Source organism: Psychrobacter namhaensis (assembly GCF_016107545.1).
Taxonomy (GTDB): domain Bacteria; phylum Pseudomonadota; class Gammaproteobacteria; order Pseudomonadales; family Moraxellaceae; genus Psychrobacter; species Psychrobacter namhaensis.
The window spans coordinates 182,228-208,815 of record NZ_JABASS010000001.1 but is presented as its reverse complement, the minus strand read 5'-3'; the positions used below and the strand labels follow the sequence as shown (position 1 = coordinate 208,815).

Below are 26,588 nucleotides of genomic sequence, written 5' to 3'. Positions count from 1 at the left end.
CTAAACTAAAATAGGGGTGGTCATCACATTAAGCACCCGAAAACATCGGTAACGCGGCGGCGTCTCGGCCATCATAGCTGCTGGCAAGCGCATTAAATGCTTGAGTGATGTCAGAGATAGATTGCATGTCGTGCTCGCTGAGCACAAAGCTGTCGACACCCGCCCGCAGTAAGTAAGCAATTTGATCACGCCCAAACTTGCCTGCCATGCGAATCTCCCCTTGGTAGCCAATGTGGCGTAGGGTTTGGGCATAACTAAAGCCGCGTCCATCGGTAAAAGCTGGCACATGAATAACAATCAAATCTTGCTGTAATAAAAATTCTGACAAACCAACCAGTGCCTCTGTATCGCTATCGGACGTCACCCAAACGCCCATACGACTGGCATGCTGGCTGACTAACTCACGTACCTCTTGTAATAGTCCGCCAGCGAGCTGACCTTCTGTATCTAATAAGTCAGTAAGCGGTAGTACGATCTCACGTTTTTCTTGTTTGTGTAGTAGCTCAAGCAAAGTGATATGAGACAGGGCAATACCGTCTGGCAACTCATGGGTGTGAAGCGCCAACCATGTATCGTTTTGACTGATATCGGCGCCTGCACTGTTTAATACATGATGATTACCCATAGACCTTCTCCTTAAAGGGTGCAATGCCGACACGATCGACCAAATCACCAAAGCGTTCTACCTCATGATCATTGCTGACGCGCTGTTCTAAATAGACATCTAATATCTTTTGTAGCGTAATTGCCACATCGGTGGCTGGCACCGCTTTGCCCAATATCTTGCCGATTTTGGCATCATTGCTGGAGTTACCGCCAAGGCTGATCTGATACCAGTGCTCGCCCTTTTTATCGACTCCCAGGATACCAATGTCACCCGTATGGTGGTGGGCACAGGCGTTCATACAGCCAGACATATTAAGGCGAATCTCACCCAAGTCATAAAGGTAGTCGAGATCATCAAACTGTTTTTCGATTTGCTCAGCGATGTTATGGGTGGTGGCATTGGCCAGTGAGCAATAGTCCCAGCCTGGGCAGACAATCATGTCTGTGAGCGTGTTGATATTGGCACGAGCTAAATGCAGCTCAGACAGCTGTTGCCATAATTCGTAAAGCTGATTGGTTTGCACATCCGCAAATACCAAGTTTTGCTGATAGGTACCACGCAATTCACTAAAACTGTATTTGTCGGCAAGATCAGCAAGTGCATCCATTTGTGATTCGCTCAAATCACCTGATGGCACGTAGCGACCGTCCACCAGTCCCGCTTTTAGGGAAATCACCACAGCGCGATAACCCGCAACTTTATGTGCCACCGTGTTTTGGTGATACCAATTGGCAAAGTCTTTATCGCCATCAAGTTGTTGTTGCAACTCGCTCTGCGTTTGGAGCGCATCAAAGGTCAGGTAGTCAGGCTCAGTGAAAAAGCTGCTGGCAGTGGCAAAATTGGCATCGGTTAAGGTAAGGGGGCCGTCTTTGGTATGGGCTTGCCATTCCGCATCGACCAATTTAGCAAAGGCGGGCCCGCCCATGCTGTCAACCAGTATCTTGATACGAGCCTTATACTTATTATCACGGCGACCGTGTAAGTTATAAACGCGCAAAATAGCGTCTAAGTAGCTCAGCAGATGACGACGCGGTAAAAACTCATTAATCACCTTACCAATCACAGGCGTACGACCAAGCCCGCCACCCACCAACACTTCAAAACCAAGCTCGCCTTCGTCATTGGTTTTTACATGTAGGCCGACATCATGGACTTGCGTCGCGGCGCGATCATTGGCAGTACCAACGACCGCAATCTTAAATTTACGCGGCAAAAAAGCAAACTCAGGATGAAAGGTTGACCACTGGCGGATGATCTCGCAATAAGGACGCGGATCGGCAATCTCTTCTTGGTGGATACCAGCATAAGGGTCAGTCGTGGTATTACGAATACAGTTGCCTGAGGTCTGGATTGCGTGCATCTGTACTGAGGCCAGCTCTGCCAAGATGTCTGGTACTTCTTCAAGTTTTGGCCAATTCAGCTGAATGTTGGTACGGGTGGTAAAGTGCCCGTAACCTTTGTCATATTTGCGGGTGATTTCTGCCAACTTACGCAATTGATAACTTGCAAAAAGGCCATAAGGAATCGCAATGCGCAACATTGGCGCATAACGCTGAATGTAAAGACCGTTTTGTAGACGTAGCGGCAAAAACTGTTCTTCTGGCAGCTCACCGGCCAAAAACCGTTCCGTTTGGTCGCGAAATTGGGCGACACGTTCCTCTACTAAGGTTTGGTCAGCGTAATTATATTGATACATGACGTAATCTCAATTTTGTTTTTAAGCTTAAAGGCAGCATTGATAATGATTTGCGTGTGTAATAGGTTTTATTGCCAATCGCATGATGAATAATTCAGCTTACCATCATATAAGCTTGAGACTTGAAACATAAATTCCTTTCAGACATATCCATATCCAAACACAGCATAAATTTTCATAAAGAAAGTTAGGTAGCCTATGCTTATCGAATTTAACACCTAACTTAAACGTATGATCGCTTGCGCGCTAACCATCCGCTCATGGCGTCCTCTTACATTGTTGCTTAATTTTCCCATCCATTCCTTTCTTGAGGTTTTAAAATCCATATGACTCAGACCACATCAAAACTTGTTCCCCCGCACGGCAGCAACGAGCTAAAACCACTGTTGTTAAGTGGTGAGGCCCGTACCCAAGCGCTAAAACTTGCCAGCACATTGCCGACCATCACCCTAAGCTCACGTGAGCGTGGTGATTTGATTATGTTTGGTATCGGTGGGTTTACCCCATTGAACGGTTTTATGAATCAAGCCGACTGGCAAGGCGTGGTAGATAACATGCGCTTGCAAAGTGGTGACAACGCGGGCTTGTTTTGGCCCATTCCTATCACTTTATCTGCGCCTAAAGCAACTGCTGACAGTTTGAGCCAAGGTGACAAAGTGGCCTTGGTGGCAAAAGATGGCGAGGTGATGGGAATTTTAACGGTTGAAGAAACCTATACCATTGATAAAGAACATGAATGTCAGCAAGTATTCACGACGACAGACGCAGAGCATCCAGGTGTACAGCAAGTACTGAGCCAAGGTGACGTCAATGTCGCAGGCAGTGTTGAGGTGTTAAGTGAAGGCGAGTTCCCAACCTTGTATCCAGAGATTTATAAAACACCTGCTGAGACGCGTGAGATTTTGGATGCCAAAGGCTGGAAAACAGTTGCAGCCTTCCAAACTCGCAACCCGATGCACCGCTCACACGAATACTTAGCCAAAATTGCCATCGAGATTTGTGATGGGGTGCTGATACACTCATTGTTAGGGGCGCTAAAACCCGGTGATATCCCAGCGGAAGTGCGCCAAGAAGCGATTAAAACCCTGATTGACAACTACTTTAGACAAGATACCGTCATTCAGGCCGGCTATCCATTAGACATGCGTTATGCTGGACCACGCGAAGCGCTATTGCACGCAGTCTTTCGCCAAAACTATGGCTGCAGTCATCTGATTGTTGGCCGTGACCATGCTGGCGTTGGCGATTACTATGGCGCTTTTGATGCGCAAACTATCTTTGACTATGTTGGTAAAGACGATTTGATTACCCAACCATTAAAAATTGGCTGGACGTTTTGGTGTAATGCCTGTAACGCCATGGCATCTGATAAAACTTGCCCGCATGAGGCCTCTGAGCACGTCAAAGTGTCAGGAACGAAGTTGCGCAAGGCGCTATCAGAAGATGAAGACGTGCCAGACAACTTTAGCCGTCCGGAAGTGTTGGAGATTTTGCGCCAGTATTATGCTGGTATCGCTCGCGAGGAACGTGCTGAGGTGAAGTTAACCGGCGCCTCGGCAGTATAAAAACATAGGTACTGACGACATATTAAGAAATAAAGAAGAAGTAAAAAGGGATTAGGCTTATCGTCTGATCCCTTTTTTTATTAAAAATACAGGATCGAGGGCGCTTTGTCCCCACAGAATCCTCTTAGACGGATTTACTGAGTTTGATGTAACGGCCTCTAGTGATCACGATAGGGCATAAATAACAAAGTTACTTATGCCAAGTTAACCACTCGATAAGCGGATTCATCATTAAGCCTTTGACAAACAAGCTGCTAGCATAGTTCTCATCATTCATAGAGTCGCAATCAAGGCGTTATCGGTTTTATACCTTTATCGGTATTTTGAAAAAGTGGTTCTGTTAACTTTATTGAGAACATTTATGCAACCCATCACTAAAAAAATGACTGAAACACGCAGGCTGAGTATAAGTGGCGTTCTGGCAATGTCAGTACTCGCGATTGGCTGTAGCTCTAACGACGCCTCACAACAAGATGGATCAACGACAGTACACGAGCAGCAAAACATCAGCTTATTAAATGTCTCGTATGATGTATCGCGTGATTTTTATAAAGACTATAACGCCCTTTTTAGTCAGGACTATCAGCAAAAAAATCCGGGTAGTAAGGTAGATATTAAGCAGTCGCACGGTGGCTCAAGCAAACAGGCAATGTCTGTGGCGAATGGCTTGCAAGCGGATGTGGTGACCTTTAACCAAGAAAGCGATGTGAACCTACTGGTCGAAAAGGGCTTGGTTGCCACCGACTGGCAACAAGCGCTACCAAACAACGCGGTACCCTATACCAGTACCATGGTGCTATTGGTGCGTGATGGCAATCCAAAAAACATCAAAGATTGGACAGACTTAGCGCGCAGTGATGTTGATGTGGTCATACCCAACCCGAAAACCAGCGGTACGGCGCGCTACGCATTTTTGGGGGCGTATGGTTATGGCCTGCATCATTTTAAAGAAAACCCACAAAACCATACCAAAACCGATGATTTTATCAAAAAATTACTGGCAAACGTGGTCACTTATGACAATGGCGCGCGTGCAGCGACCACCAGTTTTACTCAGCGCAGCTTGGGCGATGTGCTGATTACAACTGAAAATGAAGCCCATTTGGCTGCCAAGCAATTTGCCAAAGGACAAGTCGATATTGTCTATCCAAGCTATTCTATTTTGATTAATAATCCTGTGGCGGTAGTCGTCGCTACGACCACTGATATAGATGGCAAGACTGCAGCCGCAACTACCTACCTAAAAGGCTTGTGGGATGAGCCTGCACAAACGCTTATGGCAAACATGTATTTACGCCCCAGTGATAAAAAAATTCTAGCTGCTCACAAAGACACCTTGCCTGCCATCAATACCTTTGATCCTGTGACGGTCTTTGACTCTTGGGAGCAGATTATGGAGACATTCTTTGTCGACGGCGGGCGTTTTGATCAGCTGGCACGAGTAGAGTAGCGGCTGATTTTAAAGACGTAGCCCAGCCGATCTGTGCTTATCTATTGGGTACGCTTTTGCAGATATTTGGCAACTGATTGATAACTTTATACTTACTGGCTTGTTATTCCGTTTTGGCAATAACATACGCATATTCATCATTAAACATAATAAGATGGCGCTGTTAGCATACTGACATTACCTAACAGACACTTTTGAGGGACTTATGACATACGCCGCGCGTTATCAACAAAAAAGTAAAGTACTTAACGTCTTGAGTATTGCAGGCGTTTCCTTGACCTTGGGTCTTGCTGGCTGTAGCAATGGCGAACAGACAGAGACGACTGCTACTGCCGATGGCACGGCAGCGGGTCAAAACATCGAGCTGCTAAACGTCTCTTATGATGTGGCGCGTGATTTTTATAAAGACTATAACCCGCTATTCGTTGAGCACTATAAAGCTGAGAATCCAGACAGCGATATTCTCATTAAGCAGTCACATGGCGGCTCAAGCAAACAAGCCCTCTCGATTGCTAATGGGTTGCAAGCGGATGTCGCGACGATGAACCAAGGCTCTGATATTGAGTTACTTGAGAAGAGGGGTTTGGTTGAATCAGATTGGGAGAGTAAATTCCCAGATAACGCCGTACCGTTTACCAGTACCATCGTGTTTTTGGTACGTAAGGGCAATCCAAAAGGCATCAATGATTGGGAAGACTTGACCAAAGAAGGAGTTGAGATTGTCATGGCCAACCCAAAAGTGACGGGTAATGGTCGCTATGCCTTTTTAGGGGCTTACGGTTACGGTTTACATGCCTTTAATAACGAAGAAGCGCCAGCGAAAAACTACGTAAAAGACATGCTTAAAAACGTCAAGGTTTATGAAAATGGCGGGCGTGCAGCCACCACTACTTTTGTTCAACGCGGTATTGGTGATGTTTTGGTGACTTTTGAAAATGAGGCCAATCTTGCCGCGACTGACTTTGGCGCCGGTCAAGTAGACATCGTTTATCCAGATTACTCTATCAAATCAGAGAGCCCCGTCGCGGTTGTGACGTCAGTGACCGACAAAAAAGGCACGACTGAAGCGGCAAAAGCCTATCTTGATTACTTATGGAGCGAGCCTGCTCAGCAGTTGGCAGCCGATCTATACCTACGCCCTAGCGTTCAAAGCGTGCTGGATAAAAACAGTGATAAATTACCACCAGTTGAAACCTTCCGCCCGAATGACGCGTTTGGGTCGTGGGATGAAATCATGGGCACTTACTTCAGCGATGGCGGTGTGTTCGATCAGTTAGCTGTTAATGCGCCGCAATAACCGCTTGTGACGCTCATAAGAGCCGTGCATGTACTAGCAATGGGTGTCATCTCATACGTATGAGCAGTCACTCATGAAAACCCCATAAAGGACATGGTCATTTGCGCTATGTCCTTTATAACATGGCCCTTTATAAAACAGACGGATTAATCATCAACTTGATACAACATGGTCTTACGTTAAGTACCATCCGATAGGCAATAGGACATCACTATGAGTGCAACATCTTCTTCTGCCAGTAAGCCCCCTTTGAAAAAAGGATGGCTGACACGTTTGCGTCAACGCAATGTGTTGCCAGGGTTTGGCCTGAGTATGGGTATTACTGTCTTTAGCTTATCGTTATTGGTGGTGCTGCCGTTTGCCATGATGGCTTATACCACCACACAAATGGGCTGGACAGGGTTTTGGGAAACCATTACCCAGCCGCAGGTCACTGCTGCGATCAAGCTGAGCTTATGGATGTCATTTTTAGCGATGCTGACCAATATGGTGTTCGGTACATTAGTTGCTTGGGTGCTCGTTCGTTATGAGTTTTGGGGCAAGTCGTTGATCAATGCGTTGGTTGATCTACCCTTTGCTTTGCCAACGGCAGTCACGGGCATCTCGCTTGCCACGCTTTATGCCCCTAACGGCCTAATAGGACAATGGTTCGCCAAGTTTGATATTCAGGTCGCTTTTACGCCGATAGGGATTTGGTTGGCCTTGGTTGTGGTCAGCTTTCCTTTTATTGTCCGCGCGGTACAGCCTGTTTTAGCAGAGCTGTCGGTTGAGTTTGAAGAAGCGTCCGCGGTGTTGGGTGCCAATCGCTTAACCACGTTTCGAAAAGTGATTTTGCCCGAGCTGTTGCCCGCTTTGTTAATGGGCGCAGGAATGATGTTTGCGCGGGCTACTGGCGAGTATGGCTCGGTGATTTTTATCGCAGGCAATATTCCGATGCAGTCGGAGATTTTACCGCTCATTATCATCAGCAAACTTGAGCAATTTGATATTCAAGGGGCTTCGGCTGTGGCGTTGTTTATGCTGCTGATCTCATTTGTTATTTTGTTAACCATTAATATTGTACAGTGGAAGCTGTCGCGCCGTGTAGGAGCTCGCTAACATGCAAATATCCAATAGCTACGACTACCAAAGCAATCCGGCAACCAAAGACACCCCTTGGTTACGCCGTACCTTTATCGTCATCGCTGTGCTATTTATGGTTATCATGTTGGTCATCCCATTATTGGCCGTGTTTTATGAAGCCTTTAAGAATGGCTGGCAGTTGTATATTGCCTCACTTGTCGACCCTGAAGCCATGCAGGCCATCAAGCTGACGTTAATTACAGCGGCGATTGTTTTGCCCATTAATATGGTGATGGGCATAGCCATTGCTTGGCTGGTCACACGTTATCAATTCAAAGGCAAACAGCTGGTGACCACCTTGCTGGATTTACCGTTTTCTGTATCTCCCGTCGTGGCAGGTTTGATGTTTGTTTTACTATTCGGGCTGAATTCTACTGTGGGTGGCTGGCTTGAGAGCATGGGCTTCCAGGTGATTTACGCCGTCCCCGGTATTGTTTTGGCGACGCTGTTTGTTACTTTTCCATTTGTGGCCCGTGAGCTGATCCCGCTGATGCAGACGCAAGGCGATAGTGAAGAGCAGGCCGCCTTGACCTTGGGCGCCACGGGTTGGCAGACCTTTTGGCATGTCACGTTGCCAAATATAAAGTGGGCGTTGCTTTATGGTTTGATTTTGACCAACGCGCGAGCAATGGGTGAGTTTGGCGCGGTCAGTGTGGTGTCAGGTCACATTCGCGGTGAAACCAATACCATGCCGCTGTTGGTTGAGATTGCCTATAATGATTATAACTTTACCGCCGCTTTTGCCTTATCGAGCCTACTTGCGGCGCTGGCATTAGTGACGTTACTTATTCAGCAAGTGATGACCAAAGTACAAGAGCGTAAGTTTGCCAAGTCCGAGCGACTAGCAAGTGCGCCTGAGCTACCAGTAAGTGCCAATGCGACCGTCGCAGAAAGTAAAAGTGATGCGGTTTAAATAAGTGATAGGGTTTGATTCAATACCACTGACGTCGTCACCATGAAACAATATGCCACGATAAGCCAAAAGATATAATAAGAGATACGATTATGAGCATCGAGATTCGCAACGTTAATAAAAAATTCGGTAACTTTACTGCGTTAGACAATATCAATATCACTGTGCCAACTGGTAAACTGACTACCTTACTTGGACCCTCAGGGTGCGGCAAAACGACCTTGCTACGTATTATCGCAGGTCTAGAGTATGCAGATTCTGGGCAGATATTATTTGATGAGCTGGATGTGACCAACACGCCTGTGCAAAAGCGGCACATTGGCTTTATGTTTCAGCATTATGCGCTGTTTCGGCACAAAAACATCGCCGATAATGTTGCTTTTGGACTGACGTTGTTGCCAAAGAATGAACGGCCAAGCAAAGCGGATATCAATAAGCGCGTGGCCGAACTGCTAGAGCTAGTACAGCTACCACAAGTCGCCAACGCTTATCCACACCAATTGTCAGGTGGTCAGCGCCAAAGGATTGCGCTGGCACGAGCCTTGGCGGTCAAGCCAAAGCTACTACTGCTAGATGAGCCATTTGGGGCGCTAGATGCCAAAGTGCGTAAAGAGCTGCGTACTTGGCTAAAAAACATTCATCATGAGCTGGGTATTACCAGCATTATGGTGACTCATGATCAAGAAGAAGCCCGTGCGGTGTCAGATGAGATTGTGGTCATGAATCAAGGGCGAGTAGAGCAGGTAGGGACGTCAGAGGAGCTGATACACCAGCCAGCCAACGCTTTTATCAGTGACTTCTTAGATTTAGTCTAAGTGTGTTTGAGACAGTAGCCGTATTGGCGAGATTAAAAAAAGACCTACAATGAGTAGGTCTTTTTTTTGCGTTAAGATGGGCCTAAGACGGTGTTATTTGTTTCAATAGCAACATTGCCTACTATAAAGCCCACCCAAAATTCGAACGTCCATACTGTTTAAGCAGGCTTTGGCATAGCAATGTCTTTGGTTGATATTTGCTTATAAGTGATGTCTAAAATATCTTGGCACCAGTCTGGCAAGTCATCAGCCACTTCATACCACATCCACGTGCCATCGCGAACACAGTGTAAAATACCCAGTTTTTTCAAATGATTCAAATGACGCGATATCGTTGGTTGCGGTTGATCGAGTATTTCTACCAACTCACCCACGCAGCGTGCTTCTTTTTTAAAGAGAATTTGAAATATTTTTAAGCGGGTCGGATCAGATAGAACTTTAAACAACTCGATAGGTCGTATCTCAAAATTATTATCAGACATAGAGCAATTCCAATGAGGCTTTGTTAATAGGGATTCAATATAACAGCAGTTATCTACAGAATCGATTGAAAAGTAAGCGGTCTTACAGTTCGTCGTTAATTCACTACTTTTGATAGTAATGGGTTACATGCGTACTTATATTCATTTACATTGATTAAGTATGTGTAATATAAAGATTTTTTATGACAAATAATAGTCAAATACTATTGCAAATGATAATAGTTATCGTTATTATACACAAACTAATGACAATGATGTTAGGGGGCGCGTCAAAGCAAACGGTGCAAACTGTCACTCAACACCTGCATCATTGACACTTTACCTTTACCAGCAGTATAAAACAGCAGTACAAAACACAGCCACCGAATAGTGGTATTCAGAGGAGCCAATCCATGTACGTATGCATCTGTAATGACGTAAAAGAAAAGCAAATCAAAGCAGCTATTGCTTCAGGTATTGATACGCTTGATGGTCTAAAAGATACCCTCGATGTTGCGACTTGCTGTGGTTGCTGTGAGCCGATGGTCAATGACTACCTAGATGACCACCATGCCAAACTTGATGTCTTAGCCTATGCGGTTTAAGCATGATTGGTTTAGAGACTTCTTTTTTGTCCAGATAACACCTTATCGTCCTACCCATACCTTCCAGTACGCCGCACTTATCCTTTGGTTATTGACCATAAAGGGTGAGTTGCGAGTATCCACATAACCTTGCTGACACACCTAGTTCCATCTCGCCACGCATCACAATCGTTGGGGCCGTAATCAATAGCGACGCTAGCTAATTATAGTTCTCAATTAGCATCTTATTCTTAGTTCATAACATTACAAGCTGTACAGCTCCTATATGCTACTATATCTGTCTGTCGTTATAAGACGTTTTTTTGATTTTGATTTTTACGGATCAGTTCACCAATAGTGCTTTCATTATATGGAATATTGTGAATACGTTGGCATCTGTAAAATATAAATAGGGGAGTATAGGTTATGATAGGTAGCCAAAAAGTCATTGATTATTTGAATTTTTTATTAGGTGGTGAGCTTGCGGCTCGTGACCAGTATTTTATCCATTCAGAAATGTATGCCGAATGGCATTATGGCAAGTTGTATGATCGCATCCACCATGAGATGGCAGATGAGACACTGCATGCCCAAGCGATTATTCGCCGTATTTTGATGCTAAGCGGCACGCCTAATATGGCTGTCAATGATATCAAAATTGGCGCCACCGTTCCTGACATGTTGCAGCTTGATCTTGATTTAGAGTACCAAGTACAGCAGCATCTAAAAGATGGTATTGCGCTTTGTGAAGAAGAGCACGATTACGTCACGCGTGAGATGCTGGTTGAGCAGCTAAAAGACACGGAAGAAGATCATGCGCATTGGCTTGAGCAGCAGTTACGCCTTATCGATATGATTGGGTTGCCCAATTATCTACAAAGCCAAATGGCTGAAGTCACTCCTAATCTGGTTTAATATCGCGATAAATATAAACAGCAACCATATTTCGCTTAAATAATAAGTACGTAGGGAGAAAGATAATGAAAGGGGATAAAGAGGTCATTCGCGCTTTAAACAAAGTGCTTGGACAGTCGTTAATTGCGATCAACCAGTATTTTTTGCATGCACGCATCGCCCGTCATTGGGGCTTAGAAGCGCTTAACGAAAATTTTTACAAACAATCTATCGCTGAGATGAAATGGTCTGATGATCTGATTGCACGAATTTTGTTGCTAGACGGCTTACCCAATTTGCAAGATTATGGCAAGATGTTTATTGGCGAAGATGTGCCAGAGTTAATTGACTGTAATTTGCGTCTAGAAAAGCAGAAATTTGATATCATCACTGACGCCATTGCTTTATGTGAAGCAAAATCTGATTACGTCTCTCGCCAGCTGTTGGTCACCTTAAAAGATGGTAATGAAGAGTATCAAGATTGGCTAGAGACGCAAGAAGACTTGATTGAAAGTATTGGCGTGGAGCGCTATATCCAGTCACAAGTCACTGAGGATGACGCGCCTTAGTAGCGCCCGATAATTGGCAGTAAAATAAGCCAAACTTGCCAGCGAGTGTTTTTTATAAACCATCACTCGCTGGCTTTTTTATGGCCAAAAATCCACGCTTATGTTTTTATCTATTTTTTTATCTATACTTGGTTAGTATAAGCCGCGACCGTCTTCAGGCTTAAGACGTAAAAAGTACAACCCTGAGAGAATGGTTAAAAGCCCTAGTATCCAATAGGTGGTTTGGAACGCAGCCAGCGTGTCAAGTTGCATACGTTCACGTAAAATATTAAGTACGGCTGCACCAAAGGCGATACCAAAGCTAATCGCCAGCTGCTGATTGACCGCCATCAAACTGTTACCACTACTGGTCTGTGTGCCCTCTAGATCACCAATCGTAATCGTATTCATCGCACTAAATTGCATCGAATTACAAGCGCCCATTATGGTCAGAATAGGGACAAACCAAAGCCATTGGGAGGCGTCATTAAATTGCGCCAATACAAGGATCAGGGTGCCCATAAACAAGGTGTTGTAGACCAGAACCTTACGGTAGCTAAAACGCTGAATAATTTTACTCACCCACGGTTTAATTCCGATGGCACCGACCGCGATAGGCGCTAGTAACCAACCTGCCTGTGAAGGTGAGTACTCAAACACTACTTGCAATAGCAGCGGCAGCAAAAAAGGGACGGCACTGATACCTAAGCGTGTGAATAAATTACCGGTAATACCAATACGAAAGGTGCGAATGTCAAATAAACTCAGTGGAAATAATGGGGCAGATCGTCGCTTGGCATGCCATACATACGCACCTATCAGTAGGCCGGCTCCCAACCCCAGTAACAAACCATAAAACCCGCGACCGGTCTGCGAGCCAAACTCGACAGCCAGGGTGAATCCACAAGCAGCGGCTGCAAACAATAAAAATCCTGTCCAATCGAGACGCTTGGTATCTTCAAATAACGCGGGCACCAGTTTCTTGCCTAAAATAAAGCCTACTATTCCCATCGGTATATTGATCAAAAATATCCAATGCCAGCTGGTGTATTGTACGATATAGCCCCCTAAGACCGGCCCTACCAAAGGTGCTACCAATGCCGGTATCACCGCAAAATTCATCACCGTTAAGAGCTTATTACGGGGATAGGATTTGACCAATATTAAACGAGCAACAGGTGTCATCATCGCACCGCCAATACCTTGAATGATACGTGAGCCAATCAAAAAATCTAGCGTAGGCGATGCAGCACATAGTAATGAGCCAATACAAAAAATGATGATGGCGGACAAAAATACTCGACGAGTACCAAATTTATCGGCTAAAAACCCACTAATGGGAATAAATATCGCCAAGGTTAAGGCATAGCTGATCACAGCCCACTGCATCTTTAAAGGCGACTCACCCAGCGCTTGTGCCATTTGTGGCAGTGACGTGTTTAAAATGGTGGCGTCCAAAATTTGCATAAACAGAGCTACCGCCAGCACATAGGGCAGATACTTATCTTGTGTCGGGGTTAGCGTTACCATGTCGCTCTCATTAGCTCTCTCGTCATAAAATAGGCAAAAATAATATAGTGACAACCAGCTCACTATAGCAGCCGAATAGTATAAGAAAGACTGCATCATAATAAAAGTGACGCAAAGTAACGGTACATAGGCGAGGTTATCAAACAACGAGCGGGTAGGTCTGCACATTGATTACAAGAGAGGGCTTTAATGTAGGGACCGGTTCTCGCTATAGTAAGGTGAGCGACATGCTTATTAAGCAGAAAGCATCAATCACGTTATGGATAATATGAAAAATACGAACGAGGATATGTCATGAGTCAAGACAACAATAAATCTAGCGATAGTGCCGACGAACAAAGCGTTAAATATGTACCACCCAAGGTGTGGGTGCAAGATAAAGACAATGGTGGTAAGTTTGCCAGCATCAATCGACCGACAGCTGGTGCTCGTCACCAAAAAGCACTGCCCGTAGGCGATGCACCTTTACAACTGTATTCACTAAATACACCAAATGGCGTCAAGGTCAACATACTGTTAGAGGAGTTGGCTGAGCTGGGTGTTAAAGGTGCTGAGTACGATGCGTATAAAATCGACATCTCTGAGGGTGACCAGTTTGGCTCTGGCTTTGTAGCCATCAACCCAAATTCAAAAATTCCAGCCTTGGTCGATCATTCTATCTTTGAGTCTGGCGAGCCTATTGCTATCTTTGAATCTGGCGCGATCTTACTGTATTTGGCAGAAAAGTTTGGCAAGTTTATCCCTTCCTCACTTGGCAAAGCGCGGGCGGACTGTCTGTCTTGGGTGATGTGGCAAATGGGGAGCGCGCCTTTTTTAGGTGGCGGCTTTGGGCACTTTTATGCGTATGCGCCTGAACCGCTGGAGTATCCCATCAACCGCTATACGATGGAGACCAAGCGCCAGCTGGATGTGCTTGATAGCCATCTAAAAAACAATCAGTATATGTGTGGCAATGAAGAAGCGGATTATAATATTGCCGATATGATTATTTGGGCATGGTATGGCCAGTTGGTACTTGGGAAGCTTTACGATGCCGCAGAGTTCTTACAAGTCAATGATTATAAGCATGTGCAGCGTTGGGCGCAGGCCATTGCTGAGCGGCCAGCGGTTAAGCGCGCCATAGAACTGCCATTAAAACCTATTGGCTAAATTAATCGATGGTACCGATTTATAATAACCCTTCTAAATGACTTACAGGCTGATAGGCGGCGCGCTTATCAGTCTTAATTTTATCCTTTTTTGCTATTCTATATTCATATATAGTTATATTAAAATAAGGATATACTTTTTCATTTACACGATGATACATTAGTACAACAGATAGAAACATTGATGCGTTAATATAGCGGTGCATCCTCCTATTGGACGGGTGTTTATACTTCTTCTATTAATGAGTAACGATTATGAAGGATGATAACGGTAAGCTGATACACATCTCACGGCAGATGTATGTGGATGAGTCAAGTGTGGTCGATACTACCGATACTGAGGCCAACATGCCACAGAAACGCCCGTGTACTCATGTTTACCAACACGCAAAATTGCTCCTCATAACTTACTTGGTACTCAATGCTAAAAAAATAAAAAAGATACCCTTATTAATGATAAAAAATAAAATAAAATTGTCCCTATTTGCCGCTATAAGCACGGCTTTATTTAGTACCACAAGTATGGCCAGTACTGGCGCTGAATTAACCAGCCAAGACTGGCAGGTCGTCTGTGATAATACCCGTACTTGCCGGCTGGCAGGCTATCAAGCAGAAAATAATAGCGAATTTCCCATATCAGTGTTGCTTGTGCGCCGCGCAGGGGCGAATGCTGGGGTGGATGGCAAAGTAAAACTTGGCGGCGCTAAAGAAAGCTCATCTAAGGCTTTGATGCAACTGGGTAACCGTCACCGTATATCGTTGTTTATTAATGATAGGAATTATGGTGAAACCAAACCTTTTTCAACCGCCGCAGGTAATGCCGAGCTGACATCTACACAAGTAAAAGCACTGCTAGACGCGCTGACTAAATCAAGTAAAATTGAGCTGGTACTGCGCAACTCACGCTGGCAGCTTTCAGATAAAGGGGCGAGTGCTGTCATGCTAAAAGCAGATGAAGTCCAAGGTCGAGTAGGGACGCCAAGCGCCTTTATCAATAAAGAAGGCGCTGCTAAGTCCAACAGCAGCGTATTGTCACCCAAGTCTGCACCAATACTGCGCTTTGTCGCGCCCAATCCAAAAGCAGTCTCTACCAACAAGAGAAAGTTTGTCATGCGCGCGTCTCAACTGGCGACCTTGATGAGAGGTACCATGAAAGAGGTGGACAGTGACTGCCCAAATCTCACAGATAAGTCGCCATGGCGTGTCAGTCGTCTAAACAGCTCACAACTACTCGCACAGCATGACTGCTGGATGGGCGCCTATAATACTGGGACAGGGGTTTGGGTTATCAATGACAGCAAACCTTATAAACCGACATTGGTAACCACCAGTGCCACGGGTTACGATAAAGGTAAAATCACCTCAGTACAAAAAGGGCGCGGTATCGGTGACTGCTTAAGCAGAACCGATTGGCTATGGACCGGTAAGGCGTTTGAAAAAAGTCATGAAAGTACCACTGGACTATGCCGTATGGTTGAAGCAGGTGGTGCATGGCAACTGCCGACCTACGTCACTGAGGTTAAGGTGACACAATAGCGGCCATAAGTTGACAACCTATCTGTTAAATGGCTCACTTAAAGCTTCATGACCAATTTCAGGGGTGTTATTTCTATAATGCTAGAAAAAATAGGTACAGATGGTTTTTATTGTGCTATACTGCGTCGCCACGTTAGCTTAGGCTTTCGTGAATTATGAGATTGATAACATCGCCTGCGATTTTGGGTCTAGGATGACCATAAGTAATTGTTGCCGATGATTTTGTGTACTTAAATAACCCTTTATAAAAATATCAGTTATTTTTGACTCATATCTTATCTACTCGACCATAAGCATGGTCTAGATTGGTTGTTATTCGCGGTTATCTGCTTTGGACAAAGCATCAATAACACGTTTATATCAAGCAAGGATAAGACACTCGGCACTACCACCAAAATACGTCAGACAGCACGAACGCATTTATTGTAGAGGCTCTAAGCTTTATTGGCTTGGCTTCTGATTATCGACACTTTTATGTGGTCCGATAATTCTTTAATAAAGGCAGCGTGGTGAACGGTTATCAGTGGTATGCATCAAGCTTGCTGAATTTACAGCAGCTTATACTTACCAAGGATTCCTATGACTGACATCTTATCTACAATCGCCGCTGAAAACGGCATCATCGAAAGCACTAACACGCCAAACGATACCTCAAATACTGATACCAATAATCAAGCGGCGACGACTGACGCAGCTGAAGAAAATAAAATCACCTTTACTGATCTTGGCATTGCAAAGCCAATTCTTACTGCGCTTGATCGCAGTGGTTATACCAATCCAACGCCAATTCAAGAGCAAGCCATTCCTTTTGCACTAGCCGGCCGTGACCTTTTATTGTCAGCGCAAACGGGTAGTGGTAAAACCGCCGCATTCGTCATCCCAGTACTGGATCGCTTAAGCCGTGCAACCAGCTTTGATAAACTAACCAAAGCCCTTATCCTAACGCCAACGCGTGAACTTGCTCAGCAGGTACATGATAGCGTGCGTACTTACTCTAAAGACATGCGTGGTCTATTTTGTGTGCCATTGGTTGGCGGTGCACCGTACAATGGTCAGATTACTGCCCTGAAAAAAGGCGTACAAGTCATCGTTGCCACCCCTGGTCGTCTGCTTGACCACATCAATGCGGGCCGTGTTGACTTGTCTAACCTAGAAGTATTGGTACTTGACGAAGCTGACCGTATGCTAGACATGGGTTTTGCTGATGATATCAGCGACATTCTACGCGCAGCGCCAACTGATCGTCAGACGATTATGTGTTCAGCCACTTGGGATGGCCCAGTCGGTAAAATTGCTGCCAGCTTCACCAAAAATCCTGAGCGTGTATCAATCAAAGTTGAATCAGCCCACATCGAAGAAAAAGTGTACTACTGTGATGATTTTGATCACAAAAACCGTTTGCTTGACAAAATCGTTTGCCAGCAAGATATGGAACAAATCATTATCTTTGCGGCGACCAAACGTAGCACTGAAAAGTTAGCAAAACAGCTACAAGAAGCCGGTCATAAAGCCAGCTTCCTACATGGTGATTTGCCACAAAGCAAGCGTAACCGTATCGTTCAAGACTTGCGTAATGGTAAATGCAAAATCCTAGTAGCCACTGACGTTGCTGCTCGTGGTCTAGACGTTCCAGCAATCTCGCACGTCATCAACTATGACTTGCCGCGTCAAACCGAAGACTACGTCCACCGTATCGGTCGTTGTGGCCGTGCTGGTCGTACTGGTGTCGCTATCAGCTTATGTAGCATGGATGATCGTCCACAGCTAAACGCTATCAATCGTTACTTAGATCGCAAGATGGAAGTCTGTGTCATCGAAGGCATGGAGCCTAAGAAGACTTATGTACCTAGCGAAAACAAAGGTAAGGGTCGTGGCCGTGGTCGCGGACGCTCTAATGGTGGTGGTAACGGTCAAGGCCGTGGTCGTTCAAGCGGTGGCTATGCTGGTAAATCTAGTGGCGGCGGTCAAGGCCGTGGTCGCTCAAGTGACAGCGCCCCAACTGGACAACGCGCCAGCAACGACAGCGGTTATCAAGGTAAGCCACGTGATTCATCTGGCAAACCAAACGAGCGTTCAGGCGGCAAGCCTTATCAAGGCAAGCGCACTGGTGGCCCAAGCCGCGGTGATAGCAATGGCGTTCCACGTGGTGAGCGCGCCGCAACCGGTCGCGGCCGTCCAAGTGGCAGTCAAGGTCGTCCAGCAGGTCGTTCTGACAGCCGTGGCCAAGGTCGTCCAAATGGCGGCAACCGTGGTAAAAACTCGTAATAGCCCTATCGTGAATGGTTAAGAAAAGCTGTTAACCACAGTTTTTATTCTAACCGTATAACCGATCGAAAAAAGCCAGATACTTGTTATCTGGCTTTTTTGTGTTTGCAGGTTTTATGCTAGTTAAGTAAATGTGGGGTTTGCAAAAACGCTCCAAGCACACACTGGTATCGCAAACCCAAGATAGTGGCTTGCGCGTTTTTTTAGCCTTGTCTATACTGACAAGCTTTTATCGCCTGCTCTGGAGCCGTTTGATGCCCGCCACCTCAAGTTTCACCATTGATAGTCTGCCGTTAGCGTTTGGTATCATTATGGCCATCATTGGCTTAGTATTTTATACCCAAGGCTTGCCAAGCAAGTTCTGGCGACGATTTTATGCGGTACTACCCGGTATTGTTCTTTGCTGTTTTATACCTGCGACGCTAAACAGTTTAGGCGTTTTTGCTGATGGTGTTGGCTCACAGATTTATGGTTTTACCGCAACCTATCTGTTGCCAGCCAGTTTGCTCTTGATGACTTTGTCGATGGATGTTCCTAAGATACTTGGTTTAGGCTGGAAAGCGATTGCCATGTTCTTCGCAGCTAGTATCGCCATTATCATCAGCGGCCCCATCAGTTTAGGGGTGGCAAAATGGGTGTCACCTAGTATGTTTGTTGACGACACCTTGTGGCGTGGGTTTTCAGCAGTGGCTGGTAGCTGGATTGGCGGCGCGGCCAACCAAGCGGCAATGAAAGAGTTGTTTGGGGTCAGTGATGACCTATTTGGCATGATGATTTTGGTGGACGCCACCAATGCCTCATTGTGGTTGTTGGCCATATTGGTAATGGCAAAACACAGGGCTAAAATAGACCGCTTCTTAAAAGCGGATACCAGTAGTATTGATAAAGTCATTACAGCCGTTGAAAGCTATGAGCGCGATCATGCTCGTCCTGCGACCTTAAATGATTTGATGGTGATGTTTGGTTTATGCTTTGCCATGGTGGGGGCGGCGCACTTTATTGGTGGGCAAATTGCTGCTTTCTTTGCGCCGTATAAGTGGGCGGTACAATATAGCTTTGCCAGCTCGTTTTTTTGGATGGTGGTGATTATTACCTTATTGGGTGTTGGATTCTCTTTCACCAAAGTGCGCAAACTTGACCATGTTGGTGCCTCTAAAATTGGTACGGTGTTTATCTTTGTGTTGATCGCGGCTATCGGTATGCAGATTAATCTTGCTGGTATTGTCTCGCAGTGGCGGCTATTGCTAATCGGCTTATTATGGATGAGTATTCATGTCGTCATCATTTTTGCTGTCGCAAGAGTCATTCGTGCACCATTTTTCTTTTTGGCGGTAGGGTCCAACGCTAACACTGGCGGTGCTTCCTCTGCGCCGATCGTGGCGACGGCCTTTCATCCATCGCTTGCGCCAGTCGGCGTGTTTTTGGGTATTCTTGGCTATGCAGTGGGGACGTTTGGCGGCTATATCAGCACCCAAATTATGCGGTTGGTGGTGGGATGACATTTAGGTTGACGATCCTGTACTATCGCTAAACATAAACCCGCATTGATGCGGGTTTTTCGCTATTAGGACAAAATTAGGACAAAGATAACGTAGGTTGTCGTTTTGTCTATCTGTGCTACTGATACGTAAGCCAAGCCTTGGCTTTAAAGGAGTACGTGTTAACCTTCCTATACATTGGTTATTTAGATGACTATCGATTGAATTGAGGACTTGCTCTAGTATTGAACAAACATCTTTATAATTAAAAGTGATTTAAAAGGAATAATAACTTGATGGCTCATAAAAATAAAAAAACCACTGCCCATAAAATTAATAGTCACCTTAGTGACCACAGCGACAATGACGACAATGTTACTAGCAACCGTGTACAGGTAAGGGGCGCGCGTGTTCATAACCTAAAAAATGTTGATGTGGATCTACCGCGCAATGCGCTGGTGGTATTCACAGGGATATCAGGGTCAGGAAAATCGTCATTGGCATTTGGGACATTGTTTGCTGAGTCGCAACGTCGTTACTTAGACTCAGTATCGCCCTACGCCAGACGATTGATCGATCAAGTCGATGAACCAGATGTCGATGCGATAGAAGGGCTGCCACCAGCCGTTGCCCTACAGCAACAGCGGGGTACACCGTCGGTGCGCTCATCCGTGGGCAGTGTTACGACCATATCCAACGGTCTACGCATGTTGTACTCACGAGCAGGTGAGTATCCAGAAGGCCAAGAAATGCTATATGCCGATGCGTTCTCGCCCAATACGCCAGATGGCGCTTGCCCGACTTGCTCGGGCATTGGCCGCGTGTTTGAGGTCACTGAAGCGCTACTGGTGCCAGACAATACCAAAACCATACGTGAGCGTGCGATTGCGGCATGGCCACCAGCGTGGCAAGGTCAAAACCTTAGCCGTATATTAACCACATTGGGCTACGACATTGACACGCCTTGGCACACCCTTCCGAAAAAAACGCGAGACTGGATCTTGTTTACTGACGAGACCCCAACAGTGCCTGTCTATCCTGAATACAACATAGAACAAACGCGCGAGGCAATTGAGAATGGTGAAAAGCCAAACTACATGGGGACCTTTACCAGTGCTAAGCGTTTTATTTTACATTCTTTTGCCACCACCCAAAGTCCGCGCACCAAAAAACGTGTCTCGCAGTTTATGCAGATCTCTGAGTGTCCAGAGTGCCACGGCAAAAAGCTAAAAAGAGAATCACTGTCCGTCAAATTTGCAGGACTGGATATTGGTGAGCTGTCACAGCTGACACTCACAGAACTGGCATTAAAATTAGAAAAAACAGCTCATACCAAGCTGGACAATGAGACGCCAAACCGCGAAAAAGCCATCGTGGCTCAGCGTATTGCCAGTGATATTCTCTCCCGTGTGGAAGCACTGACAAAGCTCGGCCTTGGCTATCTATCGCTTGAGCGGACGACACCGACGTTGTCGCCAGGGGAGTTGCAGCGTTTGCGGCTGGCAACGCAAATACGCTCGCAGCTTTTTGGCGTGGTTTATGTCCTTGATGAGCCATCTGCAGGCCTGCACCCTGCAGACACCCAAGCTTTGTTAGGGGCACTGGATGAGCTCATCGCGGCTGGTAACTCTGTGTTTGTGGTTGAGCATGACGTTAGCGTCATCAGGCATGCAGATTGGGTGGTCGATGTCGGGCCAAAGGCTGGCACGCATGGTGGCCAAATTGTCTATAGCGGGCCTGTCGAGGGTCTTCGTAATGTTGCTCAGTCGCATACGGGCCAGTATCTCTTTGCCGATACGGCTAACGGACAGCCAAGATCTCGTACGAGGCAGCCTGCCGCATGGTTCAAACTTGCAAACATTAAACGCAATAATATAACAGGATTAGACGCTGAGTTTCCGTTAGGTGTTATGACGAGTGTCACGGGTGTCTCAGGCTCTGGTAAATCAAGTCTGGTTAGCCAAGCGTTGGTGGAGCTCATCAATGAGGCGTTGGGACAAAAAACGACGGAGGATGCACCCGTAGACGAGTCAGACCTGCTTGAGCAGGAGCTTGACTCTGTAACAAGCGGCGAAATCATCGCTGGCATGGAATATGTACGCCGTCTGATCAATATCAATCAAAAAGCAATCGGACGGACGCCGCGCTCCAATCTGGCAACGTATACTGGGTTATTTGATGATGTACGTAAATTGTTTGCAACAACCAAACAAGCAAAAGCCCATGGTTTTGATGCTGGTCGCTTTTCTTTCAATACACCAAAGGGACGTTGTCCAAATTGTGAAGGCTTGGGGTTTGTGAGTGTCGAGCTGTTATTTTTGCCAAGTGTCTACGCGCTTTGTCAGGTTTGTCACGGAAAGCGTTATGATGATGAAACATTGGCCATCACTTATCGAGGAAAAAACATTGCTCAAGTATTGAACTTAACGGTGGAGGCGGCTCATGAGTTCTTTAGTGACGAAGCACCTATTTTGCGTGCGTTAGAGGCTTTGCTACAAGTTGGGCTTGGTTACTTACGTTTGGGTCAACCCGCAACCGAGCTATCAGGCGGCGAGGCGCAGCGTATCAAGCTTGCTACTGAGCTGCAACGCACACAACGCGGCGACACGCTTTATATATTAGACGAGCCCACCACGGGTCTACACCCTGCCGACGTATCTATGCTGATGGCGCAGTTAAACGGTCTGGTCGATGCTGGCAACACCGTTATTATGGTTGAGCATGACATGCAAGTGGCCAGCAACAGCGATTGGGTTATGGATATGGGGCCAGGGGCAGGGGATGCGGGCGGGTCCATTGTCGCTCAAGGCACGCCAGAAGACGTCGCGCAATCAAAAACAAGCCGAACCGCGCCATTTTTATTGGTATAAAAACAGGTCTTTAGGGTGGGTTTGATAGTCAAAAAGATCATTCCCAATAGTCATTGGGACATTCTGGCAGCTCAATCAACGTATTGCGCAGAGCTGCTGACCAATGGCGACTGATGGTCTTAAAATACTCATCGTCTTCTTCGATACGGCGGCCTTTTGGTAGCGTGAGACTGTCGTTTTCATAAATGACAAAATCAATGGGCATACCGACGGATAAGTTGGAGTGTATGGTTGAGTCAAAGGACAACATCAAGGCTTGGGCAGCATGATTGACATTGGTGTCGTATCTGACTGAGCGATCGAGTATTGGTTTGCCGTATTTGCTTTCACCCAGCTGAAAAAATGGCGTGTCCCTTGTGGCTCTAATACAATTGCCCTCAGGGTAGATCATGTATAGCTCGGGTGGCTGTCCTTTGATTTGACCGCCCAATAAAAATGAGCTGGTAAAGGTGCCACTATTGGTATCATTAGCGACCCTTTGAGCGTTTGCCATGACATTACGCATGCATTCGCCCACCATTTGTGCGCCGTCAAACAATGAGGACACGGTATTTAGACTGAGCTCGGAGCGTAAGTTGATATCGCTTTGTAATTTATTAAAAACAGCTTGTGACGTGGCTAGGCTACCAGCAGTTTGTAGCACCATAAAGCGCTCACCCTCAACGCCGTACTGGTACAGTTTTCTAAAGGTTGAGATATGGTCAACCCCTGCATTGGTACGAGTATCACTGGCAAAAACCATCCCTTCTTTGAGACGAATAGCGGCACAATAAGTCATAACAGATCCTTGGTGAACCCACGCTTGAAAAGTACCTTATGATAGTCTCGAAACCAGCACTTGACTGTAAAGATTTTCGTAGCCACCGCCCATCCGCACGCCGCGTACGGGCGCTGCATCTAGATAATCTCGACCAATGGCGACATATACATGAGAGCTTGGCTGAAACAGCTGGTTTGAGATATCAAACGTGTACCAGTAGCCATCGAGCCAAGCTTCTGCCCACGCATGACTTGCCATGTGGTTTGCTGTATCGTCATATAAGTAGCCAGACACGTAGCGCGCCGGAATCTGCCGATCACGTAGGCAGCCTAAAAAGACATGGGTGTGGTCTTGGCACACGCCAGCCCCAAGCTCAAAAGCTTCGGCCGCCGTTGTGCCGACATGGGTGGTGTTTTTGACATAGGGTATTTTTGCAAGTAGCTCAGCTGCCAGCGCCTTTATACTGTCATGAGTAGGCGTTGTCAGATAAGGCTCTGCAAATGTACGCATGGCCTCTGAGCACGCAGTCAATGGGCTTTGTACGGTAAACAGCAAATAAGGGACATTGTCCATATCCTCTAGACGCTCTGTGTTTGTGTTGATTTCGACAATACCGGATGCCTGCATTTGCAGGTTGTTATGCGCCTCATTACGACTTAGTGTGAGCCAATCGTTACCAAAGCCATCTTTTTGACTGGTGGCCACTTTGGGCAACATGACATCCCACTGATGAATGATCTGATGTGGTAGCTGCATGGGCGTCATGCGGATATATTGCACACTTCGGTGCGCCAGCTCATCGTAATAATAGTTAGTTTGGTGACTAATTTGAAGTTTCATAGCATCTTCCTATTCCTACTGTTCTGATTGTTTAGCACTCAGTGTTTTAATCCTTAAATGCTGCTGCGCTAGACCCCTTGTTGCAATATCGTGCTGCACTCTTTGCTCAATAACTGAAAATCGCTGAGTTGTTGAGATTTAATCATCTGATTGGTCAGGCGAATCAGCTCACGCCAACGCGTGTTCTCTGGCAGCTTGTTGATCCAGTGTTTAAACTCAAGACTAATGGCGACGGTGTCCTCATTTAGGAATACGGCACGCTCTAGTTGTTCAAAGTGTCGTCCCAGTTGCCAAAAGCAAGTCACGATAGGGTGCTCTTGTGCCATCGCAGCATTACAAGCATGTAGCTGCAACGTCGCGGCCCGATACGTACCCGCGCTAGACAGCCGTTTGATTAGGTTATATAACTCAGCGGTGTCTTTACCGATGACGCCCTTGGCTTCTTGTACATTGGTTTCAATGGACTGAACAATATTGGGTATTTTTTCTTGCTCCAAGTCACGTAGCATCTGAGCTTTCATGGTTTTTAGCGGCTGGTTTGGATCAACATTAAAACCTAAATGATTAATCAGGTGATGCAACTGTGCTTTTTTGATATTGCCTTTTACCAGCTGTTTGATGATGTTGTCATAATAATACAGTCGCTCGCTGTAGCGACCGAGCCAAACCAAATAATTGGCGGTCGATAACAGTAGTATCATGGGCGCGTTGTCAGGATTTTCGTAGCCCGCTTCTAGTGGCTGCACGGGATCATGATAATGCGAGTGGTTGGCGGTGATTGCCTCTGACGATTGCTTATCAATTTGATTGTCTTGCTTTTTGGCCACTGACGGTTTGGTTGATGCCGCCAAATCACTGTCATCGATGACCCACGTGTCTTTGATGCCGCCACCTTGTGAGGAATTGACGACCAATGAACCCTCAACCATGGCCACTCGTGTTAGACCACCGGGGACAATAAAACCTGCTGGATTGGCCAAAAGGCGTTTGCGATAGTCACTGATTTCTTGCTTAGTAGAGGTAGGTCCGATGAGCATGCCATAGCCACCAGAGCCTTGCGTTTCTTTTACGACCAATTTATCTAGGTTGTCCAGTACATATTGAAGCTCATCAGGCTTACGGCACTGATAGGTTTCGATGTTGGGCAACAGGGGTTTTTCACCCAAATAAAACTCAATCATGTCCGGCACGAAAGGATACAAGCTCTTGTCATCCGCTACCCCAGTCCCTGGCGCATTAACAATGACGACATTGCCAGCACGGTAGGCGCTCATGAGGCCCGAGACGCCCAAGATGGAGTCGGAGCGAAATGCCAACGGGTCAATGTAAGGGTCGTCAATACGGCGATAAATGATATCGACCTGTACTTTGCCACGGATACCTTGCATATAGACCTTGCTGTCTTCGACGATCAAGTCGTAGCCATGCACCAATGGGACATTCATCTCATGTGCCAAAAAAGCATGCTCATAGTAAGCGCTGTTAAAACGTCCTGGCGTTAAGATAGCAATTTGCGGATCATATTTGCTGGTTGAGCTGGCAAGACAGGATTTGAGGCGTTTTGGATAGTCACTGACACCCAATATAGACGTGTGGGAAAACTGATCAGACAAAAGAATCTCTGATATGTTTCGGCTTTCAAGCATGTAGGAAACCCCAGATGGGGTGCGTAGGTTGTCCTCTAATACACAAAACCGACCAGACTCATCTCGTATGAGATCAATACCACTAATGTGGGAGTAGATAGGTTTATCAAGCTCAATACCCATCATCCATGGCTCATAGCAGCCGCTGGCATAAACGTAGCTGGCAGGGACAATGCCTGCTTTCATAATGGCTTGGTCATGGTAAATATCATGTAAAAAGGCATTGAGGGCCGTGATGCGCTGTCTACAGCCAGCTTCTATCTGCCGCCACTCACTGGCCGCGATAATACGGGGGATAATATCAAAAGGGATCATCCGCTCAATGTTCTTGGCATCGCTGTAGACCGTAAAAGTAACGCCTTTTCGATAGAATATATCAGCGGCTTGCTCATTGAGATGATTTAGTGCGTCGATACTGGTATGGTCGAGCCAGTCGCCGACAGATCTAGCAGCCGGTCGGTAACTCCCTTTACCGTTTTGTAGTTCATCAAAGCTTTGCGGTTTTTTTTGGGGATGTAGTTGTTTGTTGTTGGCTTTGGCCTGTATGTTGACTCTGGCGCTGA

General features: G+C 46.1%; 21 protein-coding genes. 14 read left to right on the top strand and 7 right to left on the bottom strand.

Annotation, left to right across the window (positions count from 1 at the left end; translation table 11 throughout):
* Window positions 1-28 precede the first annotated feature (28 nt).
* Together JFC06_RS00765 and JFC06_RS00760 are read right to left on the bottom strand one after the other, a co-directional pair.
* Window positions 29-625, bottom strand: coding sequence for a DUF934 domain-containing protein (locus JFC06_RS00765; protein WP_193005020.1), 597 nt, complete (start codon window positions 623-625; stop codon window positions 29-31).
* Entirely contained in the window at window positions 618-2,303 is a 1,686-nt protein-coding gene (locus tag JFC06_RS00760; protein ID WP_198333595.1) for a nitrite/sulfite reductase, read from the bottom strand. Before JFC06_RS00760 ends, JFC06_RS00765 begins: the two co-directional genes overlap by 8 nt.
* 326 nt (window positions 2,304-2,629) lie before the next feature.
* Between JFC06_RS00760 and sat the strand changes: the two genes are divergently transcribed.
* From sat to JFC06_RS00730, 6 genes are all read left to right on the top strand, one after another.
* A complete protein-coding gene (sat, locus tag JFC06_RS00755; RefSeq protein WP_193005016.1) occupies window positions 2,630-3,868 on the top strand; it encodes a sulfate adenylyltransferase in 1,239 nt (412 codons plus the stop codon).
* Window positions 3,869-4,250: 382 nt separating this feature from the next.
* Window positions 4,251-5,318, top strand: a complete 1,068-nt coding sequence (locus JFC06_RS00750; protein ID WP_227670232.1) for a sulfate ABC transporter substrate-binding protein — start codon at window positions 4,251-4,253, stop codon at window positions 5,316-5,318.
* Window positions 5,319-5,523: 205 nt separating this feature from the next.
* The gene (locus JFC06_RS00745) at window positions 5,524-6,615 is read left to right on the top strand and encodes a sulfate ABC transporter substrate-binding protein (protein WP_198333593.1); all 1,092 of its coding nucleotides are present in this window, start codon (window positions 5,524-5,526) and stop codon (window positions 6,613-6,615) included.
* A 213-nt stretch (window positions 6,616-6,828) separates the two neighbouring features.
* Window positions 6,829-7,713, top strand: a complete 885-nt coding sequence (gene cysT / locus JFC06_RS00740; protein ID WP_193005011.1) for a sulfate ABC transporter permease subunit CysT — start codon at window positions 6,829-6,831, stop codon at window positions 7,711-7,713.
* A gap of 1 nt (window position 7,714) precedes the next feature.
* Window positions 7,715-8,650 (top strand): sulfate ABC transporter permease subunit CysW, encoded by a 936-nt coding sequence (gene cysW, locus JFC06_RS00735; protein WP_198333592.1) that lies wholly within the window; start codon window positions 7,715-7,717, stop codon window positions 8,648-8,650.
* 92 nt (window positions 8,651-8,742) lie between these two features.
* Window positions 8,743-9,465: a sulfate/molybdate ABC transporter ATP-binding protein gene (locus JFC06_RS00730; RefSeq protein ID WP_193005009.1), complete on the top strand. Its 723-nt coding sequence runs from the start codon at window positions 8,743-8,745 to the stop codon at window positions 9,463-9,465.
* A 158-nt stretch (window positions 9,466-9,623) separates the two neighbouring features.
* Here the strand turns inward: JFC06_RS00730 and JFC06_RS00725 are convergent, their stop codons facing one another.
* Window positions 9,624-9,947, bottom strand: a complete 324-nt coding sequence (locus JFC06_RS00725) for an ArsR/SmtB family transcription factor (RefSeq protein WP_193005007.1) — start codon at window positions 9,945-9,947, stop codon at window positions 9,624-9,626.
* 392 nt (window positions 9,948-10,339) lie between these two features.
* On the opposite strand from JFC06_RS00725, the gene JFC06_RS00720 reads away from it, so the two are divergent.
* The 3 genes from JFC06_RS00720 (at window position 10,340) to bfr (JFC06_RS00710) (ending at window position 11,973) form a co-directional block, all read left to right on the top strand.
* A complete protein-coding gene (locus JFC06_RS00720; protein ID WP_198333591.1) occupies window positions 10,340-10,531 on the top strand; it encodes a (2Fe-2S)-binding protein in 192 nt (63 codons plus the stop codon).
* 405 nt (window positions 10,532-10,936) lie between these two features.
* Window positions 10,937-11,425 carry a bacterioferritin gene (bfr, locus tag JFC06_RS00715; RefSeq protein WP_198333590.1) on the top strand — a complete coding sequence of 163 codons (489 nt, stop codon included), beginning with the start codon at window positions 10,937-10,939 and terminating at the stop codon, window positions 11,423-11,425.
* Window positions 11,426-11,490: 65 nt separating this feature from the next.
* Window positions 11,491-11,973 carry a bacterioferritin gene (gene bfr / locus JFC06_RS00710; protein ID WP_198333589.1) on the top strand — a complete coding sequence of 161 codons (483 nt, stop codon included), beginning with the start codon at window positions 11,491-11,493 and terminating at the stop codon, window positions 11,971-11,973.
* Window positions 11,974-12,105: 132 nt separating this feature from the next.
* Here bfr (JFC06_RS00710) and JFC06_RS00705 read toward each other — a convergent pair whose 3' ends face one another.
* A complete protein-coding gene (locus tag JFC06_RS00705; protein WP_198333588.1) occupies window positions 12,106-13,482 on the bottom strand; it encodes a DHA2 family efflux MFS transporter permease subunit in 1,377 nt (458 codons plus the stop codon).
* A 294-nt stretch (window positions 13,483-13,776) separates the two neighbouring features.
* Between JFC06_RS00705 and yghU the strand changes: the two genes are divergently transcribed.
* The 5 genes from yghU (at window position 13,777) to uvrA (ending at window position 22,779) form a co-directional block, all read left to right on the top strand.
* The gene (gene yghU / locus JFC06_RS00700) at window positions 13,777-14,631 is read left to right on the top strand and encodes a glutathione-dependent disulfide-bond oxidoreductase (RefSeq protein WP_198333587.1); all 855 of its coding nucleotides are present in this window, start codon (window positions 13,777-13,779) and stop codon (window positions 14,629-14,631) included.
* 254 nt (window positions 14,632-14,885) lie between these two features.
* Window positions 14,886-16,166 carry a DUF1176 domain-containing protein gene (locus JFC06_RS00695; RefSeq protein ID WP_227685549.1) on the top strand — a complete coding sequence of 427 codons (1,281 nt, stop codon included), beginning with the start codon at window positions 14,886-14,888 and terminating at the stop codon, window positions 16,164-16,166.
* 579 nt (window positions 16,167-16,745) lie between these two features.
* On the top strand, window positions 16,746-18,431 hold the full coding sequence (locus JFC06_RS00690; RefSeq protein WP_198333586.1) for a DEAD/DEAH box helicase: 1,686 nt from the start codon (window positions 16,746-16,748) through the stop codon (window positions 18,429-18,431).
* A gap of 254 nt (window positions 18,432-18,685) precedes the next feature.
* Window positions 18,686-19,930, top strand: a complete 1,245-nt coding sequence (locus tag JFC06_RS00685) for a DUF819 family protein (protein ID WP_198333772.1) — start codon at window positions 18,686-18,688, stop codon at window positions 19,928-19,930.
* Window positions 19,931-20,205: 275 nt separating this feature from the next.
* Window positions 20,206-22,779: an excinuclease ABC subunit UvrA gene (gene uvrA, locus JFC06_RS00680; protein ID WP_198333771.1), complete on the top strand. Its 2,574-nt coding sequence runs from the start codon at window positions 20,206-20,208 to the stop codon at window positions 22,777-22,779.
* A gap of 37 nt (window positions 22,780-22,816) precedes the next feature.
* Here the strand turns inward: uvrA and JFC06_RS00675 are convergent, their stop codons facing one another.
* From JFC06_RS00675 to JFC06_RS00665, 3 genes are all read right to left on the bottom strand, one after another.
* Window positions 22,817-23,557 carry a peptidase gene (locus tag JFC06_RS00675; protein WP_198333585.1) on the bottom strand — a complete coding sequence of 247 codons (741 nt, stop codon included), beginning with the start codon at window positions 23,555-23,557 and terminating at the stop codon, window positions 22,817-22,819.
* 36 nt (window positions 23,558-23,593) lie between these two features.
* Window positions 23,594-24,379, bottom strand: a complete 786-nt coding sequence (locus JFC06_RS00670) for a transglutaminase family protein (RefSeq protein WP_198333584.1) — start codon at window positions 24,377-24,379, stop codon at window positions 23,594-23,596.
* A gap of 68 nt (window positions 24,380-24,447) precedes the next feature.
* Window positions 24,448-26,340: a circularly permuted type 2 ATP-grasp protein gene (locus JFC06_RS00665; protein ID WP_227685548.1), complete on the bottom strand. Its 1,893-nt coding sequence runs from the start codon at window positions 26,338-26,340 to the stop codon at window positions 24,448-24,450.
* Window positions 26,341-26,588 lie beyond the last annotated feature (248 nt).

What these genes read in the sequence shown, in the direction of transcription:
- JFC06_RS00765 (WP_193005020.1), bottom strand. Translation starts at nt 625, where the DNA reads ATGGGTAATCATCATGTATTAAACAGTGCAGGCGCCGATATCAGTCAA.
- JFC06_RS00760 (WP_198333595.1), bottom strand. Translation starts at nt 2,303, where the DNA reads ATGTATCAATATAATTACGCTGACCAAACCTTAGTAGAGGAACGTGTC.
- sat (WP_193005016.1), top strand. Translation starts at nt 2,630, where the DNA reads ATGACTCAGACCACATCAAAACTTGTTCCCCCGCACGGCAGCAACGAG.
- JFC06_RS00750 (WP_227670232.1), top strand. Translation starts at nt 4,251, where the DNA reads ATGACTGAAACACGCAGGCTGAGTATAAGTGGCGTTCTGGCAATGTCA.
- JFC06_RS00745 (WP_198333593.1), top strand. Translation starts at nt 5,524, where the DNA reads ATGACATACGCCGCGCGTTATCAACAAAAAAGTAAAGTACTTAACGTC.
- cysT (WP_193005011.1), top strand. Translation starts at nt 6,829, where the DNA reads ATGAGTGCAACATCTTCTTCTGCCAGTAAGCCCCCTTTGAAAAAAGGA.
- cysW (WP_198333592.1), top strand. Translation starts at nt 7,715, where the DNA reads ATGCAAATATCCAATAGCTACGACTACCAAAGCAATCCGGCAACCAAA.
- JFC06_RS00730 (WP_193005009.1), top strand. Translation starts at nt 8,743, where the DNA reads ATGAGCATCGAGATTCGCAACGTTAATAAAAAATTCGGTAACTTTACT.
- JFC06_RS00725 (WP_193005007.1), bottom strand. Translation starts at nt 9,947, where the DNA reads ATGTCTGATAATAATTTTGAGATACGACCTATCGAGTTGTTTAAAGTT.
- JFC06_RS00720 (WP_198333591.1), top strand. Translation starts at nt 10,340, where the DNA reads ATGTACGTATGCATCTGTAATGACGTAAAAGAAAAGCAAATCAAAGCA.
- bfr (WP_198333590.1), top strand. Translation starts at nt 10,937, where the DNA reads ATGATAGGTAGCCAAAAAGTCATTGATTATTTGAATTTTTTATTAGGT.
- bfr (WP_198333589.1), top strand. Translation starts at nt 11,491, where the DNA reads ATGAAAGGGGATAAAGAGGTCATTCGCGCTTTAAACAAAGTGCTTGGA.
- JFC06_RS00705 (WP_198333588.1), bottom strand. Translation starts at nt 13,482, where the DNA reads ATGGTAACGCTAACCCCGACACAAGATAAGTATCTGCCCTATGTGCTG.
- yghU (WP_198333587.1), top strand. Translation starts at nt 13,777, where the DNA reads ATGAGTCAAGACAACAATAAATCTAGCGATAGTGCCGACGAACAAAGC.
- JFC06_RS00695 (WP_227685549.1), top strand. Translation starts at nt 14,886, where the DNA reads ATGAAGGATGATAACGGTAAGCTGATACACATCTCACGGCAGATGTAT.
- JFC06_RS00690 (WP_198333586.1), top strand. Translation starts at nt 16,746, where the DNA reads ATGACTGACATCTTATCTACAATCGCCGCTGAAAACGGCATCATCGAA.
- JFC06_RS00685 (WP_198333772.1), top strand. Translation starts at nt 18,686, where the DNA reads ATGCCCGCCACCTCAAGTTTCACCATTGATAGTCTGCCGTTAGCGTTT.
- uvrA (WP_198333771.1), top strand. Translation starts at nt 20,206, where the DNA reads ATGGCTCATAAAAATAAAAAAACCACTGCCCATAAAATTAATAGTCAC.
- JFC06_RS00675 (WP_198333585.1), bottom strand. Translation starts at nt 23,557, where the DNA reads ATGACTTATTGTGCCGCTATTCGTCTCAAAGAAGGGATGGTTTTTGCC.
- JFC06_RS00670 (WP_198333584.1), bottom strand. Translation starts at nt 24,379, where the DNA reads ATGAAACTTCAAATTAGTCACCAAACTAACTATTATTACGATGAGCTG.
- JFC06_RS00665 (WP_227685548.1), bottom strand. Translation starts at nt 26,340, where the DNA reads ATGATCCCTTTTGATATTATCCCCCGTATTATCGCGGCCAGTGAGTGG.